The sequence below is a fragment of the Aeromicrobium sp. UBA7512 genome, from assembly GCF_002476985.1.
GTDB lineage: Bacteria > Actinomycetota > Actinomycetes > Propionibacteriales > Nocardioidaceae > Aeromicrobium > Aeromicrobium phoceense.
Window position 1 is genome coordinate 688,512 of record NZ_DLNK01000003.1, and the last position, 15,237, is coordinate 703,748.

Genomic DNA, 15,237 nt, shown 5'->3' on the forward strand with positions numbered 1-15,237 from the left:
CCCGGCGCACGTTCCAGAGGCGAAAGGCGTCCTAGCGCACCGTGATCTTCAGCGGCTTCGACGCGATCCGGAAGGTGTCGGCGTCGCCGCCCCAGATCCACTTGTACGTGTGCTCGCCCTTGGGCTGCTGGCCGAGCGTGTAGATCTTGGACTTTCCGACCTTCACGTAGAGGTTCTTGATGCGCTTGCCGTCGCGGTAGAGCGAGAGCCGCAGCGGCTTGTCGCGCCAGAGGTCGAACTCCGCATCCTTGCCGTACGTGTTGCCGATCCGCACACCGAATCGCGCCTCGCCGGGACCGGCCAGCGGCACGCCGTCCTTCACGTAGCCACGGTCGCGCAGGAACGTCGACCAGTGCACCTTCGTGACCAGCTTGACGCCCCGGACGACCTGTCCCGGCTCGGAGATCCTGACCGGCGGGAACTTCACGGTCGGGAGACGGGGCGACCAGTCCTTCGTGCCGGCCAGCGGCACCGACCCGACCGGCAGCCCGCGCAATGTGAGGATGCCGCGCTTGTCGGTGAACGCGTCGCGATTCCCCGACAGCGGCCCCGCGGCACCGTCGGCGTAGACGAGGTACTCCGGCAGCCGGTGTCCGGTGGGCGTCATGACCGTCGCGCGAAGCGTTCCCCCGCGCGCCACCGTGAACGTGCCCAACGACGTGGATCCGGCCTGCACCGTCACCGCGACCGGTCCGAGCCAGGTGTACTTCACCGGTGTGAGGTCCCAATAGTCGAACGACTCCTCCGCCGCCAGGGTGTACTGGCCGGGAACGGCGGCATCGGTGCGGAACTCGCCGGTCGCCGAGGTGACGAGGTCGATCGGAGGGGCGGAGCCGTCCGGGTCCAACCTGACCTTCATCCCCTTCACCGGGCCGCCGAGGTCATCCACGATCCGCCCGGTCACGACGGAGTCCGGAGCCTCCGCCACGGCAGGCTGAACCCCTGCTCCCACCAACGCCACCGTCATCGAGGCCGCAACGGCCGACGCCATCCAACGCATGGAACCATCCCCCCGAGCCCGACTCTCGTGCTCTCGGTCCCGAGCCTAGGCGGGCGTGTGAGAGATGTCACGGCTGTGGCTTGTGGGGAAGAACCGGCGCTCACCGGGCGTTGCACGTCGCTGTCGCCCGCGCTCGGTCGACCACCCGCAGACGTCTTCACCCAGGAGTTTCGTGACCACCACCGCCACCCAGGCACCCCCGGCTCCGAGCACCGATCGCGCCGGGCGCCTCATCGCCCTGCTCGTCGGCTCGGCGTTCGTCGTCATCCTCAACGAGACGATCATGAGCGTCGCCCTGCCCGAGCTGATGCGGGAGTTCGACGTGCCTGCCGCGACGGCTCAGTGGCTCACGACGGCGTTCCTGCTGACCATGGCCGTGGTCATCCCGATCACGGGCTTCCTGCTGACGCGCTACCCGCTCCGCCGGATCTTCATGGCGGCGATGATCTCCTTCACCGCCGGCACCCTGCTCGCGGCCCTGGCGCCCACCTTCGGGGTCCTGGTCGCGGCACGCTCGATCCAGGCGGTCGGCACGGCGCTGATGATGCCGCTGCTGATCACGACGATCCTCAACCTGGTCCCGGCAGACCGCCGCGGCCGGATGATGGGCACGGTCTCCATCGTCATCTCGGTGGCGCCTGCCGTCGGCCCCACGATCTCGGGCATCGTGCTGGACCAGCTCGACTGGCGCTGGATGTTCTGGCTCGTGCTCCCGATCGCGCTCCTCGCCCTCGGCCTGGGCGCAGCGTGGGTGCGCAACGTCACCGAGCCGGTCGACGTGCCGATCGACGCCCTCTCGGTCGTCCTGTCCGCGCTGGCGTTCGGCGGACTGATCTACGGCCTGAGCAGCATCGGCGAGGCCGCCGCGGGCGAGGTCCCGGTCCAGCCGTGGGTCCCGATCCTCGTCGGTGCCGTCGCCCTGGTCTTCTTCGTGACGCGTCAGCTCTCACTGCGCGAGCGGGCGCTGCTCGACCTGCGCACGTTCGCGCACCGCACCTTCACGATCGCGGCCGGTCTGGTCGCGGTCAGCATGATGGCGCTCTTCGGCACCCTCATCCTGCTGCCGATCTACCTGCAGTCGGTGCTCGGGCTGAGCACGCTGGAGACCGGGCTCGTCCTGCTGCCAGGCGGCCTGACGATGGGCCTGCTCGCGCCGTTCGTCGGTCGCCTCTTCGACCGGTACGGCCCGCGGCCGCTCGTGGCACCCGGGGCGGCGGTCACCTCGGTCGCCCTGTGGTCCATGGCGATGTTCGACACGAGCACCTCGCAGGGCACGGTCGTCGCCGTCCACGTGCTGATGAGCGTCGGCCTGGCGCTCATGTTCACGCCGCTGCTGACCTCGGCGCTCGGATCGCTGCCGCACCACCTGTACTCGCACGGCAGCGCGACCGTCTCCACCCTCCAGCAGGTGGCCGGCGCCGCGGGCACCGCACTCTTCGTCACCGTGATGACCCGCCGGTCCGTCGCCGAGATGGAGGCCGGCGCGTCGGTGGTCGACGCGACGGCCGCCGGCGTCCACGCCGCGCTCTTCTACGGCGGTGCGATCTCCGCGCTGGCCGTCGTGGTCGCACTGTTCGTCCGCGGCCCGAAGGCGGGCGCGGCAGCCGAGGCTCCGGCAGCCTGAGCCGGGCGTCACGTTCCACTCTGCGGCGGGTCCCGGTTACCGGGAGGGAACTACCGTAGAGTGGACGTCATCGTTCGGAACCTTCCCGAGGCCCAGGCGAGCCCGCCGCCGGCTGAAGGTTCCCAGCATCCATCGCCGATGCCCCGCTGAGGATTTCCACCCATGACCGAGTTCGTTCCGCAGTTCCGCCCCGACGCCACCGACGCCCTCACCGAGGCGATGGCGCGACGGATCCTCGTGCTCGACGGCGCGATGGGAACCGCGATCCAGCGCGACCGCCCCGACGAGGCCGGCTACCGCGGTGATCGCTTCGCCCAGTGGTCGTGCGACGTCCAGGGCAACAACGACCTCCTCACCCTGACCCAGCCCGACATCATCGAGAGCATCCACCGCGAGTACCTCGAGGCCGGCGCGGACATCATCGAGACCAACACGTTCAACGCGAACGCGATCTCCCTGCGCGACTACGACATGGTCGACCTCGCATACGAGCTGAACTACGCCTCGGCGCGACTTGCGCGCGCCGCCGCGGACGCCGTCGGGACGCCCGACCACCCGCGCTACGTGGCGGGCGCGCTGGGCCCCACCACGCGCACCGCGTCGATCTCCCCTGACGTCAACGACCCCGGCGCCCGCAACGTCACGTGGGACGAGCTCGTCGACGCCTACCTCACGGCCGCGCGCGGCCTGGTCGACGGCGGGTCCGACCTGCTCATGATCGAGACGATCTTCGACACCCTCAACGCGAAGGCCGCGATCTTCGCGGTCGAGACGCTCTTCGAGGAGACCGGTCGCCGCTGGCCCGTCGTCATCTCGGGCACCATCACCGACGCGTCCGGCCGCACCCTGTCGGGCCAGACCGTCGAGGCGTTCTGGCACTCGATCCGCCACGTGAACCCGCTGCTCGTGGGCTTGAACTGCGCGCTCGGCGCCGACGAGATGCGCCCCTACATCGCCGAGCTCTCGCGCATCGCCGACTGTCACATCTCCTGCTACCCCAACGCCGGCCTGCCCAACGCGTTCGGCGAGTACGACGAGTCGCCCGACCAGACCGCGGCGATCCTGCGCGAGTTCGCCGAGAGCGGCTTCTTCAACGTGGTCGGCGGCTGCTGCGGCACCACCCCCGCGCACATCGGCTCGATCGCCGCCACGGTCGACGGCCTGCCCCCGCGCGAGCTGCCCGAGATCGCCCCGGCGCTTCGCCTGTCGGGCCTCGAGCCCCTCACCGTCACCGAGGACTCCCTGTTCGTCAACGTCGGCGAGCGCACGAACATCACCGGCTCGGCGAAGTTCCGCAACCTCATCAAGGCCGAGGACTACCCCGCGGCCCTCGCGGTGGCACTGCAGCAGGTCGAGAACGGCGCGCAGGTCATCGACATCAACATGGACGAGGGCATGATCGACGGCGTCGCCGCGATGGACCGCTTCTGCAAGCTGATCGCGGGCGAGCCCGACATCAGCCGCGTCCCGGTCATGGTCGACTCGTCGAAGTTCGAGGTCATCGAGACCGGCCTGAAGGCCATCCAGGGCAAGTGCATCGTCAACTCGATCTCCCTCAAGGAGGGCGAGGAGCCCTTCGTCGCGCACGCCCGCCTGTGCCGCAAGTACGGCGCCGCGATCGTGGTGATGGGCTTCGACGAGGACGGCCAGGCCGACAACCTCGAGCGCCGCAAGGAGATCAGCCAGCGCGCGTACCGGATCCTGACCGAGGAGGTCGGCTTCCCGGCCGAGGACATCATCTTCGACCCGAACGTGTTCGCGGTCGCCACCGGCATCGAGGAGCACGCCGCGTACGGCCTGGACTTCATCGAGGCCACCCGCTGGATCAAGCAGAACCTGCCGGGCGCCCTCATCTCGGGCGGCGTCTCCAACGTGTCGTTCTCGTTCCGCGGCAACAACGCGGTGCGTGAGGCGATCCACGCGGTCTTCCTGTTCCACGCCATCGAGGCCGGCATGGACATGGGCATCGTCAACGCCGGCGCGCTGGTGCCCTACGACACCGTGCCCACCGAGCTGCGCAACCGCATCGAGGACGTCATCCTCAACCGTCGCGAGGACGCTGCCGAGCGACTGCTGGAGATCGCCTCCGACTACGCCGGCACCGGGGAGAAGGCCGAGGCCGCCACCGAGGAGTGGCGCGACCTGCCCGTCGGCGAGCGCATCACGCACGCCCTCGTCAAGGGCATCGACGCCCACGTCGAGTCCGACACCGAGGAGCTGCGCCAGCTGATCTCCGACCGCGGAGGCCGCCCGATCGAGGTCATCGAGGGCCCGCTCATGGACGGCATGAACGTGGTCGGCGACCTGTTCGGCGCCGGCAAGATGTTCCTGCCCCAAGTCGTGAAGTCCGCGCGCGTCATGAAGAAGGCCGTCGCCTACCTGATCCCCTACATCGAGGCTGAGAAGTCGCCCGACGACGTCAGCAACAGCAACGGCACCGTGATCATGGCCACCGTCAAGGGCGACGTCCACGACATCGGCAAGAACATCGTCGGCGTGGTCCTGCAGTGCAACAACTACGACGTCATCGACCTCGGCGTCATGGTGCCGGCGCAGAAGATCCTCGACGCCGCGCGCGAGCACAACGCCGACGTCATCGGCCTGTCCGGCCTCATCACGCCCTCGCTGGACGAGATGGAGAACTTCGCCGCCGAGATGGCCCGCCAGGAGTTCGACATCCCGCTGCTCATCGGCGGTGCCACCACGTCGCGCGCCCACACGGCCGTCAAGGTCGACCGCAAGTACCCCGGGCCGGTCGTGTGGGTGAAGGATGCGTCGCGCTCCGTGCCCGTCGTGGCCGCGCTGCTGTCGGACGAGCAGCGACCGAAGCTGATGGCCGACATCAAGACCGACTACGACGCGCTCCGCGAGCGTCACGCCTCGCGCGGCGACGCCCGCACGATCCTGCCGCTCGACGCCGCCCGCGCGGGCCAGACCCCGCTCGACTGGTCCGACTACACGCCGCCGGTCCCGGCCCAGCTGGGTGTCCAGGAGTTCGGCCCCTACCCGCTCGGGGAGCTGCGCGAGTACATCGACTGGCAGCCGTTCTTCAACGCGTGGGAGATGAAGGGCTCGTTCCCCGACATCCTCAACTCGCCCACCCACGGCGAGGCAGCGCGCAAGCTCTACGAGGACGCCAACGAGATGCTCGACCGGATGATCGACGAGGACTGGCTCACCGCCCGCGGTGTCGCCGGACTCTTCCCCGCGGCGCGCGACGGCGACAGCACGATCGTCTACACCGACGAGTCGCGCACCACGGAGCTGACGCGGTTCCACCACCTGCGCCAGCAGACCGAGCACCGTCCCGGCGTGCCGCACCGCTCGCTGGCCGACTTCGTCGCCCCGGTCGACGCCGGTGTGCCCGACTACGTGGGCGCCTTCGCGGTCACCGCCGGCCTGGGCAGTACCGAGAAGGTCAAGGAGTTCAAGGCCGACCTCGACGACTACTCCGCGATCATGGTCGAGGCCCTCGCCGACCGGCTGGCCGAGGCGTTCGCCGAGCGCCTGCACGAGCGGGTTCGCACCGAGATCTGGGGCTACTCCCCCGACGAGAAGCTCAGCAACACCGAGCTCATCAAGGAGAAGTACGACGGCATCCGGCCCGCGCCGGGCTACCCCGCCTGCCCCGAGCACACGGAGAAGAGCACCATCTGGTCGCTGCTCGACGTGGAGGCCCGCACGGGCATCGAGCTGACCGAGAGCATGGCCATGTGGCCGGGCGCCTCCGTCAGCGGCCTGTACCTCTCGCACCCGCAGTCGCAGTACTTCGTGCTGGGGCGCATCGGGCGCGACCAGGTGCAGGACTACGCCGAGCGCAAGGGCTGGACCATCGCCGAGGCTGAGCGGTGGCTGTCGCCGAACCTCGGCTACCGAACCGAGGATGAGTAGGCTGAAGGCGTGACCGATGCCGACATCCCCGTCCTGAGGAACCCGTGGATGGTGGCCGCCTTCGAGGGCTGGAACGATGCGGCCGACGCCGCCACGAGCACGGTCGACCACCTGCTCGAGGAGTGGGACGCCGAGATCTTCGCCGAGCTCGACCCCGAGGAGTTCTACGACTTCCAGGCCGTCCGCCCGGTGATCGCTCCGTCGGAGAACGGAAGCCGCGACATCGTGTGGCCCACGCCCACGCTCTACCTGGCCCATCCTCCGGGTCATGACCGCGACGTGCTGCTGCTGCGCGCCGTCGAGCCGAACTACCGCTGGCAGGCGTTCTGCGCCTCGGTGGTCGAGCTGGCCCAGGCCGCCGGCGTCCAGGAGCTGATCACCCTCGGCGCGCTGCTGGCCGACACACCCCACACCCGGCCGGTGCCCGTCACGGGCTCGACGAACGACCCCGTGCTGATGGAGCGCCTGTCGCTCGACCAGTCCCGCTACACCGGGCCGATCGGCATCACCTCGGTGCTGAGCGACGTGGCCGCGCGCGCGGGCCTGGCCACCGCGGGCATCTGGGCCGCCGTGCCGCACTACGTGGCCGAGCCGCCCTGCTACAAGGCCACGCTCGGCCTCTTGGGCGCTCTCGAGGACGCGATCGGCGTCGGCCTGCCGCAGGGCGTCCTGCGTGAGATGTCCGAGGCGTGGCAGCGCGGCGCCGACGAGCTCATGGACCAGGACGAGGACCTGCTCGACTACGTCCGCACGCTGGAGAACGAGCGCGACGCCGGCGACACGCCCGAGGCCTCCGGCGACGCGATCGCCCGCGAGTTCGAGCGCTACCTGCGCCGCCGCGGCAGCGACGACGCCTGACCCCTTCGCGGAGCCGATCTCGACACGCGCGTCGGCGACTCGATCGCCGGTGGTCGAGTAGCACGGCGAGGAACGAGCCGGCGTATCGAGACCGTCGCTGCGTCAGAGCGCGATGCCCAGCAGCGCGTCCACCGCGGTACGCATGACCCGGGGGCCGTCGACGTCGTCCCCGCGGTTCGAGGCCCAGGCGTCGACGGCGGCCAGCGCGGCAGGCGCGTCCAGGTCGTTCGACAGCGCGGTCCGCAGCTGCTCCACGAGCTCGGCGCCCGACGGGCCGGTCGAGCGGTCGGCCGCGGCGCGCCACGTGGCCAGTCGCGACTCGGCCGCGTCGATCGCGTCGCCGAACCACTCCCAGTCCTCGCGGTAGTGGTGCGCCAGCAGCGCGAGGCGGATCGCCATCGGGTCGCGACCCTCGGCGCGCAGCTTCGAGACGAGCACCAGGTTGCCCTTGGACTTGCTCATCTTCTCGCCCTCGTAGCCGACCATGCCGGCGTGGACGTAGGCGCGCGCGAAGGCCTCGCCAGTGGCCGACTCGGCCTCGGCGGCCGACATCTCGTGGTGAGGGAACACCAGGTCGGATCCCCCGCCCTGCACGTCGAACGCCGTGCCGAGGTGGTGCAGCGCGATCGCCGAGCACTCGATGTGCCAGCCCGGCCGGCCGCGGCCCAGCTCGGTGTCCCACGCCGGCTCGCCGGGCCGCTCGGCCTGCCACAGCAGGCAGTCGAGCGGGTCGCGTTTGCTCGGCCGGTCGGGGTCGCCGCCGCGCTCGGGGAAGATCTGGAGCATCGTCTCGGTGTCGAAGCCCGAGACCGTGCCGAAGCCGGCCGCGGACCGCACCTCGAAGTACAGGTCGTCGTCGACCTTGTAGACGGCGCCCGTCTTCTCCAGCCGCTTCACGAGGTCGACCACGAGCGGGATCGACTCGACCGCGCCGACGTAGTGCTCGGGCGGCAGGATGCGCAGCGCGGTCATGTCCTCGCGGAAGAGCTGCGTCTCACGCTCGGCGAGCTGGACCCAGTCGATGCCGGTGGCGGTGGCGCGCTCGAGCAGCGGGTCGTCCACATCGGTGACGTTCTGCGTGTAGTGCACGTCGAGCCCCTGGTCGAGCCAGACCCGCTGCAGCAGGTCGAACGCCAGGTACGTGTTGGCGTGACCCAGGTGCGTGGCGTCGTAGGGCGTGATGCCGCAGACGTAGAGCCGCGCGGCACCCTCGGGCGTGGAGGGGACGACCTCGCGGCGGGCGGTGTCGTGGACGTGGAGCCCTGGTCCCGATCCGAGCCCGGAGTCGGAGAGTCGAGGGATCGGCGGGCGGGACCAACTCTGCATGTCGTCGAGCCTATCGGGACCGTGAAGTCCACAATGAGCAGGTGATCATGGATTGCGCGGTGTATCTCGACGGAGTGCGCGAGGAGACCGACCGCGACCCCGAGACCCTGGACGACACGCTGGCCGACCTGTCGGGCCAGGACTTCCTCTGGATCGGCGTCAGCGACCCCACGCACGAGGAGATGGAACGCCTCGGCGGGGCCCTCGGGCTCCACCCCCTCGCGATCGAGGACACGCTGTCGCCGCACCAGCGGCCCCGCGTGGACCGCTTCAGCGACCACCTCTTCCTGTCGCTGCGGATCGTGTCGTACAGCGACGACGACATCACCACCAGCGAGGTCAACATCTGCCTCGGGCACCACTACGTGCTGACCGTCCGCCACGGCGGGCCCCAGCTCTCGGTCGCGCGTCGCCGGGCCGAGTTGGTCCCCGACCGACTCAGGCAGGGGCCGATCGCCGCCGTGCACGCCGTGGTGGACGCGATCGTGGACCGCTACGAGGACGTCGCCGCCGAGCTGGTGACCGACGTCGAGGAGGTCGAGTCCTCGGTCTTCTCGGCCGACCGTACCCGCGACTCCGCGCGCATCTACCGCCTCAAGCGCGAGACCCTCGAGTTCCGTCACGCGGTGGCTCCCCTGCGCGACCCGATCCTGCGCTTCGCCCAGGTGGCCGACCCCGAGGACCTGCGCCCCTACTTCCGCGACATCGGCGACCATCTCCAGCGCGCCCTCGACGCGATCGACTCGATCGACAGCCTGCTGTCGAACGCGCTGAACGCCCACCTCGCGCAGCTCAGCGTGCAGCAGAACGAGGACATGCGGAAGCTCACCGCCGGCGCCACGCTGTTCGCCATCCCCACCGCCGTCGCCGGGATCTACGGCATGAACTTCGAGCACATGCCAGAGCTGACCTGGACCTACGGCTACCCCGCCTGCCTCGCTGCCATGGGCGGCGCCTGCCTGTACGTCTACCGGCGCTTCAAGAAGTCCGGCTGGCTCTGAGGACGAACGATGATGCATCGCGCCCCGCTGAGGTACCCAAATGCATCATCGTTCGTCGCTGAGCGGCCCGAGGCCCGATCTTGTGGCGGTCTGGCCCCTATATGGGCCGAACCCCCACAAGATCCGTCCGTCAGGCGGCGACGGTGGCGGTGATGACGCCGGCCCACAGCAGGATCAGCACGAGGGACCCCAGCGCGACGCGGTAGATCACGAACGGCTTGTACGAGTGGTTGCTGACGTACTGGAGCAGCCAGTGGATGACCGCGAGGCCCACGACGAACGAGACGACCGTGCCGACGATCGTGGGACCGATGCCGTAGGCGTTCTCGCCGCCGGGGATGTCCTTGAGCTTGTAGACGCCGGCGCCCACGACGGCGGGGATCGCCAGCAGGAACGCGTAGCGGGTGGCCGCCTGGCGCTCGTAACCCAGGAACAGGCCCATCGAGATGGTCGCTCCGGAGCGGGAGACGCCCGGCACCAGCGCGCAGGCCTGCGCCAGGCCGAGCAGGATCGCGTCGCGGGTCCTGAGGTCGCCGATGGGCTTGGTCTTGCGCCCGATCCTCTCGGCCAGCCCGAGCACGAGGCCGAGGATGATCAGCATGCTGCCGATGAACCACAGGTTCCGGAACTCGCGGTCGATCAGGTCCTCCAGCAGCAGTCCGAGGATCACGATCGGCAGCGACCCGATGATGATGAACCAGCCCATGCGCCACTCGGGCTGCTGCCGGGCCTGCGCGCTGAAGACGCCGCGCACCCACCCCGACCCGATGGTCCAGATGTCGCGCCAGAAGTAGAGGATCACCGCCAGCTCGGTGCCGATCTGGACCACCGCCGTGTAGGCGGCGCCGGGGTCCTCCCAGCCGAGCAGCTGCGGCACGATCGCCAGGTGCGCACTGCTCGAGATCGGAAGGAATTCGGTCAGGCCCTGGACGATGCCCAGGATCACGGAGCGCAGCAGATCCACCGTGCGAGCCTACACACGAACCTTCAGGGCACCGACTAATCTCGTCGCATGCACGTGCGTCGGCTCGGGAGCTCGGGTCTCCAGGTGTCGCGGCTCGCGCTCGGGACGATGTCCTGGGGCGCGGCGGTCGACGAGTATGCGGCCGAGGAGCAGCTGCGGCTCTTCCTCGATTCCGGCGGCACCCTGCTCGACACGGCCCCCATCTACGGTGACGGCGCGTGCGAGCGGGTCATCGGCGCCCTGCTCGACAAGCACGGCGTGCGCGACGAGCTCGTGCTGGCCGGCAAGGCCGGCGTCGTCCGTCGCGACGGCAGGGTCGTCACCGACGGCTCCCTGCGCTCGCTGCTGCGCCAGCTCGACCAGTCGCTGGCCGACCTCGGCACCGACCACCTCGACCTGTGGCAGGTCCACCGCTTCGACGAGTCCGTGCCCGTCGACGAGACGATGGCCGCCCTCGACCAGGCCATGCGCTCGGGCAAGGTGCGCTACGCGGGCATCAGCAACTTCACCGGCTGGCAGACCGTGGCCGCCCAGCACGCGTTCGCGCGGCTCGGCGGCGGGGTGCCGCTGGTCAGCACGCAGGTCGAGTACTCCCTGGTGCGGCGCGAGCCCGAGATCGAGGTCATCCCGGCCGCGCAGCACGCCGGCCTCAGCATCCTGGCGTGGTCGCCGCTCGGCCGCGGCGTCCTCACGGGCAAGTACCGCGGCGGGGTCCCCGCCGACTCCCGGGCCGCGGACGCCCGCTGGGAGGCGTTCGTCGCCCCGCACCTGACTCCGTCGAAGGCCCGCGTCGTCGATGCCCTGGCCGCCGCCGCCGAGGGCCTCGGCGTGCCGATCGCGCACGTCGCGCTGGCCTGGCTGCGCGACCAGCCGCTCGTGGCGTCGGCCATCGTCGGTGCCCGCACCACCGCCCAACTGCAGGAGTCCCTCGGATCGGAGCTGCTGGAGCTCCCCTCCGAGATCGTCGCCGCACTCAGTGACGTGTCCGAAGGAGTTCGATGATCGAGTACGAGTTCTGGGACGTCTCCATCTCCCGGACCAAGTCCCGCAACGCCGTGTGCCAGTGGCTGACCCAGGCGGCCGAGTTCCAGGGTTGGGAACTCGACCGCCTGCGCAAGGACCCGACGGGTCACCGCACGGTGCGACTGCGGCGCAAGATCATCAGGATGCGCGCCACGGTCTGACGACCTGATCAGCTCGGGTCGTCCGACTCCCCGCGGGTGCGCCGCAGCTCGCGGCCCCGCTTGACGTCGGCCTCGTACTTCTTGCGGTTCTTCTCGATCACGGTCGTGTCCCGAGGAGGCAGCTGGATCTCCTCCTCGGCGGGCAAGCCCGCCTGCAGCTCGCGCCCACGCTCCAGCTCGGCGTCGAGCTCGGCGCCGAAGACCAGCGCCAGGTTCGTGATCCACAGCCACAGCAGGAACACGATGACACCGGCCAGCGAGCCGTAGGTCTTGTCGTAGTTCGAGAAGCTCGCCACGTAGAGCCCGAACAGCGCCGAGGCGATGATCCACGTGACGATCGCCACGACCGCGCCCACGCTGATCCAGCGGAAGCGCGGCTGCTTCACGTTGGGCGTGACGTAGTACAGCAGTGCCACGATCAGCACGACGACCAGCAGCATGACCGGCCACTTCGCGATGTTCCAGACCGTCACGGCCGTCTCGCCGATGCCGATCGCCTTGCCCACCGCCTCGGCGGCCGGGCCGGTGAGCACGAGGCTCAGGCCGACGAGTCCCGCGAGGATCACCGTGACGAGCGTCAGCAGCAGCATGATCGGACGCAGCTTCCAGAAGGGCCGGCCCTCGTCGATCTCGTAGATGCGGTTCATGCCCCGCGAGAACGCGTTGACGTACGCCGAGGCCGACCACAGCGCGGCCGCGAGGCCGATGATGAAGCCGAGCCCGGAGCTCTGACTCTGCCCCAGCTGCATCAGCGTGGGCTCGAGGGTGTCGGCGGCCCCCGTGGCGCCCACGTCGCGCAGCACCTGAAGGATCGCGTCCACTGTCTTCTCACTGCTGCCGACGAGACCGACGAGCGACAGCATGGCGAGCACGGCCGGGAACAGCGCCAGCACCGAGTAGTAGGTCAGCGCCGCCGCGAGGTCGGTCCCCTGGTCCTCGGAGAACTCCCGCGCGGTCTTGCGCACCACGTAGAGCCACGGCCGCTTCTTGAGGTCCTTCGGCGAACTCGGCGCGTGCTCGCCCCCGGGCTCGGCCGCCATCAGCTGCTCCGGCGCAGCGATCGCAGCACGGCGAAGGCCAGCACGAGGCACGTGACCCCGGCCGCGAGCGAGAGCACCTCCGGCCGCGGCTTGCCGTCGGGATCGATCACGGTCTCCTTGGCGGATGACGTGAACTCGTGCGCCGACTCCTTGGCCCTGCTCTTGACGTCGAACTTCGCTGCCAGCTCGTCGACCGTCTCCGCGAGGTTCTCGCGGGTCTTCTCGACCTCGTCGCGGAGGACTTCGGATTCGTGTGGTTCGGTCATGGGGTCCTCCGGTTAGTGGTCTCGGGCGTGACGGACGGCGTCCACGTCGGCCTTGACGCTCTCGACGGTCGCCTGCGGAACCGGTGCGCCGGCCTCCTGGACGCGCTTCTTGCCCAGGAGTGCCGCGATGCCGGCGATCACGAAGATCACGACGGCGACGATCAGGGCGGCCAGCCAGGCGTCGACGACGAGCGCCAGTGCCAGGATGGCTGCGGCGATCAGCACGCCGAGGCCGTACAGCGCCAGCAGCCCGCCGGCGCCGATGATCCCGGCGCCGACACCTGCCCGCTTGGCCTTGCTGCCGACCTCGATCTGCGCGAGTCGAATCTCGTCGCGCACCAGCGTCTTCAGCTCATCGCTGAGTCTGGAGATCAGCTCCGAGGTCGAGGCCGACGAGTCGCGACCGGACTCGTATTGGCTCATCGCCCGCCGACTCCGCTGTCGAAGCCCGTGCCGCCGGGCGTGCTTCCGCTCGTGCTGCCGCCGGCAGATCCGCTGGTGCTGCTCGTCGAGCCGGTGCTCGAGCCGGAGCCGCTGCTGGACCCGGGCATGTGCTCCTGCGCAGCGTGCTGCACCTTCTCCGTGGCGTCCTTGACCCGCGGGTCCTTCCACAGTCTCTGCGCCTGGCCCACGATCTGGTCGTAGCGCTCTCGTCCCGAACGCGTCCCCAGGACGTATCCGGCTGCCGCACCCACGAGGAACGTCAACTTTCCGGCCATGGTGGCCACCCCACTTTCGTCTGTGTGACTGCTTGCCACCGAGGTGTACCCAGCCGACGCGGGGGTATGCGGCCTAGGCCAGATCGAGGAACTCGTCGAAGACGCGCGTGCCGAACTGGAGCGCGTCGATCGGCACCCGCTCGTCGACTCCGTGGAAGAGGGCCGTGAAGTCGAGATCGCCGGGCAGCCGCAGCGGCGTGAAGCCGTAGGAGGTCATCCCGAGCTTGTGCCAGGCCTTCGCATCGGTGCCGCCCGACATGAGGAAGGGCGCCACGTGCGCCTCGGGGTCGTGCTTGAGCAGCGACACCGTCATCGCGTCGACGAGATCGCCCTCGAAGCCGTACTCCAGCGGGATGTCCTCGTGGTACGGCTCCACCCGGACGCCCTCGCCGACGATGTCCTGCACGCGCGAGACGAAGGTCTCGTGGTGGCCGGGCAGCGGGCGGCCGTCGACGTAGGCGACCGCCTCCCCCGGCACGACGTTGTGCTTGTACCCGGCCTGCGCCATCGTCGCGTTCGTCGAGTTCCTCAGCCCCGACCCGATCATCCGCACCGCGGGACCGAAGTGCTCCAGCAGCTCGTCGGGGGTGCCCTCGAGCCCTGTCAGCTCCCGCACCTTCTCCAGCAGCAGCTGCATCGACGGACCGGGCTCGACCGGCCACTCGTGCTCGCCGATGCGCACGAGCGCGCGGGCGAGGTGCGTGATCGCGTTGTCGTGGTTGCGCATGGAGCCGTGACCCGCCGTGCCCGTGGCCGTGAGCCGCAGCCACGCGATGCCCTTCTCGCCGGACTCCAGCAGGTACAGGCGCTTGCCGTTCACCTCGGTGGAGAAGCCGCCGACCTCGCCGATGGCCTCGGTGCAGCCCTCGAACCACTCGGGGTGCTCGGCGACGAGCCAGTGCGCGCCGAGCTGGCCGCCGGCCTCCTCGTCGGCCGTGAAGACCAGCAGGATCGGGCGGTCGGGGATCCGGCCGTCGCGCTGGCGCTCGCGCACCACTGCCAGCAGGATCGCGTCGAAGTCCTTCATGTCGACCGCGCCACGGCCCACGACGTAGTCGTCGACGATCTCGGCGGCGAACGGGTCGACCGACCAGTCGGCGGCCTGTGCCGGCACGACGTCGAGGTGACCGTGGATCACGAGCCCGGGGCGAGACGAGTCCTGGTTGCCCCAGCGAGCCAGCACCGATGCCCGGCCGGCCTCCGACTCGAGGATGGTGGACTCGATGCCGACCTCGGCGAGGCTCGCGGCGACGTACTCGGCCGCCACCCGCTCCCCCGGCCCGGACGAGTCGCCGAAGTTGGACGTGTCGATCCGGATCAGGTCACGGCAGAGGTCGACGACCTCGTTCTCGGCGGCGGTCATG

14 protein-coding genes are annotated in these 15,237 nt (G+C 69.9%); 6 read left to right on the forward strand and 8 right to left on the reverse strand.

Going from position 1 to position 15,237, the window contains the following annotated elements; translation table 11 throughout:
• Positions 1-31: 31 nt before the first annotated feature.
• Positions 32-1,000: a carboxypeptidase-like regulatory domain-containing protein gene (locus B2363_RS05280; RefSeq protein WP_286928925.1), complete on the reverse strand. Its 969-nt coding sequence runs from the start codon at positions 998-1,000 to the stop codon at positions 32-34.
• 172 nt (positions 1,001-1,172) lie between these two features.
• Between B2363_RS05280 and B2363_RS05285 the strand changes: the two genes are divergently transcribed.
• The 3 genes from B2363_RS05285 to B2363_RS05295 all read left to right on the forward strand — a co-directional run bounded on the left by B2363_RS05285 (position 1,173) and on the right by B2363_RS05295 (position 7,373).
• The gene (locus B2363_RS05285) at positions 1,173-2,624 is read left to right on the forward strand and encodes an MDR family MFS transporter (protein ID WP_286928927.1); all 1,452 of its coding nucleotides are present in this window, start codon (positions 1,173-1,175) and stop codon (positions 2,622-2,624) included.
• A gap of 162 nt (positions 2,625-2,786) precedes the next feature.
• Positions 2,787-6,515, forward strand: coding sequence for a methionine synthase (gene metH, locus B2363_RS05290; protein WP_286928929.1), 3,729 nt, complete (start codon positions 2,787-2,789; stop codon positions 6,513-6,515).
• 9 nt (positions 6,516-6,524) lie between these two features.
• Positions 6,525-7,373 (forward strand): PAC2 family protein, encoded by an 849-nt coding sequence (locus tag B2363_RS05295; RefSeq protein WP_286928930.1) that lies wholly within the window; start codon positions 6,525-6,527, stop codon positions 7,371-7,373.
• A gap of 102 nt (positions 7,374-7,475) precedes the next feature.
• On the opposite strand, the gene mshC is transcribed toward B2363_RS05295, so the two are convergent.
• Positions 7,476-8,699, reverse strand: coding sequence for a cysteine--1-D-myo-inosityl 2-amino-2-deoxy-alpha-D-glucopyranoside ligase (gene mshC, locus B2363_RS05300; protein WP_286928932.1), 1,224 nt, complete (start codon positions 8,697-8,699; stop codon positions 7,476-7,478).
• 59 nt (positions 8,700-8,758) lie between these two features.
• Here mshC and corA point away from each other — a divergent pair, with 59 nt between their 5' ends.
• Complete coding sequence (gene corA, locus B2363_RS05305) at positions 8,759-9,700, forward strand: magnesium/cobalt transporter CorA (protein WP_286928933.1); 942 nt, start codon at positions 8,759-8,761, stop codon at positions 9,698-9,700.
• A 130-nt stretch (positions 9,701-9,830) separates the two neighbouring features.
• On the opposite strand, the gene B2363_RS05310 is transcribed toward corA, so the two are convergent.
• On the reverse strand, positions 9,831-10,664 hold the full coding sequence (locus tag B2363_RS05310; RefSeq protein ID WP_181755665.1) for an undecaprenyl-diphosphate phosphatase: 834 nt from the start codon (positions 10,662-10,664) through the stop codon (positions 9,831-9,833).
• 48 nt (positions 10,665-10,712) lie between these two features.
• On the opposite strand from B2363_RS05310, the gene B2363_RS05315 reads away from it, so the two are divergent.
• Both B2363_RS05315 and B2363_RS05320 read left to right on the forward strand, forming a co-directional pair.
• Positions 10,713-11,666 carry an aldo/keto reductase gene (locus B2363_RS05315; RefSeq protein WP_286928934.1) on the forward strand — a complete coding sequence of 318 codons (954 nt, stop codon included), beginning with the start codon at positions 10,713-10,715 and terminating at the stop codon, positions 11,664-11,666.
• The gene (locus tag B2363_RS05320) at positions 11,663-11,848 is read left to right on the forward strand and encodes a DUF5703 family protein (RefSeq protein WP_078701178.1); all 186 of its coding nucleotides are present in this window, start codon (positions 11,663-11,665) and stop codon (positions 11,846-11,848) included. The genes B2363_RS05315 and B2363_RS05320 overlap by 4 nt, the downstream gene beginning before the upstream one ends.
• 8 nt (positions 11,849-11,856) lie before the next feature.
• Here B2363_RS05320 and B2363_RS05325 read toward each other — a convergent pair whose 3' ends face one another.
• The 5 genes from B2363_RS05325 to B2363_RS05345 all read right to left on the reverse strand — a co-directional run bounded on the left by B2363_RS05325 (position 11,857) and on the right by B2363_RS05345 (position 15,236).
• Positions 11,857-12,888: a YihY/virulence factor BrkB family protein gene (locus tag B2363_RS05325; protein ID WP_286928937.1), complete on the reverse strand. Its 1,032-nt coding sequence runs from the start codon at positions 12,886-12,888 to the stop codon at positions 11,857-11,859.
• A complete protein-coding gene (locus B2363_RS05330; protein WP_286928938.1) occupies positions 12,888-13,154 on the reverse strand; it encodes a DUF3618 domain-containing protein in 267 nt (88 codons plus the stop codon). The genes B2363_RS05325 and B2363_RS05330 overlap by 1 nt, the downstream gene beginning before the upstream one ends.
• A 12-nt stretch (positions 13,155-13,166) precedes the next feature.
• Entirely contained in the window at positions 13,167-13,577 is a 411-nt protein-coding gene (locus B2363_RS05335; protein ID WP_286928939.1) for a phage holin family protein, read from the reverse strand.
• Positions 13,574-13,873, reverse strand: coding sequence for a YtxH domain-containing protein (locus B2363_RS05340; protein WP_286928940.1), 300 nt, complete (start codon positions 13,871-13,873; stop codon positions 13,574-13,576). Before B2363_RS05340 ends, B2363_RS05335 begins: the two co-directional genes overlap by 4 nt.
• Positions 13,874-13,946: 73 nt before the next feature.
• The gene (locus B2363_RS05345; RefSeq protein ID WP_286928942.1) at positions 13,947-15,236 is read right to left on the reverse strand and encodes a M20/M25/M40 family metallo-hydrolase; all 1,290 of its coding nucleotides are present in this window, start codon (positions 15,234-15,236) and stop codon (positions 13,947-13,949) included.
• Between the last annotated feature and the right edge of the window lies 1 nt (position 15,237).

Excerpts from the sequence above, each read along its gene's own strand:
- B2363_RS05280 (WP_286928925.1), bottom strand. The coding sequence starts at position 1,000 with ATGCGTTGGATGGCGTCGGCCGTTGCGGCCTCGATGACGGTGGCGTTG.
- metH (WP_286928929.1), top strand. The coding sequence starts at position 2,787 with ATGACCGAGTTCGTTCCGCAGTTCCGCCCCGACGCCACCGACGCCCTC.
- mshC (WP_286928932.1), bottom strand. The coding sequence starts at position 8,699 with ATGCAGAGTTGGTCCCGCCCGCCGATCCCTCGACTCTCCGACTCCGGG.
- B2363_RS05315 (WP_286928934.1), top strand. The coding sequence starts at position 10,713 with ATGCACGTGCGTCGGCTCGGGAGCTCGGGTCTCCAGGTGTCGCGGCTC.
- B2363_RS05320 (WP_078701178.1), top strand. The coding sequence starts at position 11,663 with ATGATCGAGTACGAGTTCTGGGACGTCTCCATCTCCCGGACCAAGTCC.
- B2363_RS05325 (WP_286928937.1), bottom strand. The coding sequence starts at position 12,888 with ATGGCGGCCGAGCCCGGGGGCGAGCACGCGCCGAGTTCGCCGAAGGAC.
- B2363_RS05330 (WP_286928938.1), bottom strand. The coding sequence starts at position 13,154 with ATGACCGAACCACACGAATCCGAAGTCCTCCGCGACGAGGTCGAGAAG.
- B2363_RS05335 (WP_286928939.1), bottom strand. The coding sequence starts at position 13,577 with ATGAGCCAATACGAGTCCGGTCGCGACTCGTCGGCCTCGACCTCGGAG.
- B2363_RS05340 (WP_286928940.1), bottom strand. The coding sequence starts at position 13,873 with ATGGCCGGAAAGTTGACGTTCCTCGTGGGTGCGGCAGCCGGATACGTC.
- B2363_RS05345 (WP_286928942.1), bottom strand. The coding sequence starts at position 15,236 with ATGACCGCCGCCGAGAACGAGGTCGTCGACCTCTGCCGTGACCTGATC.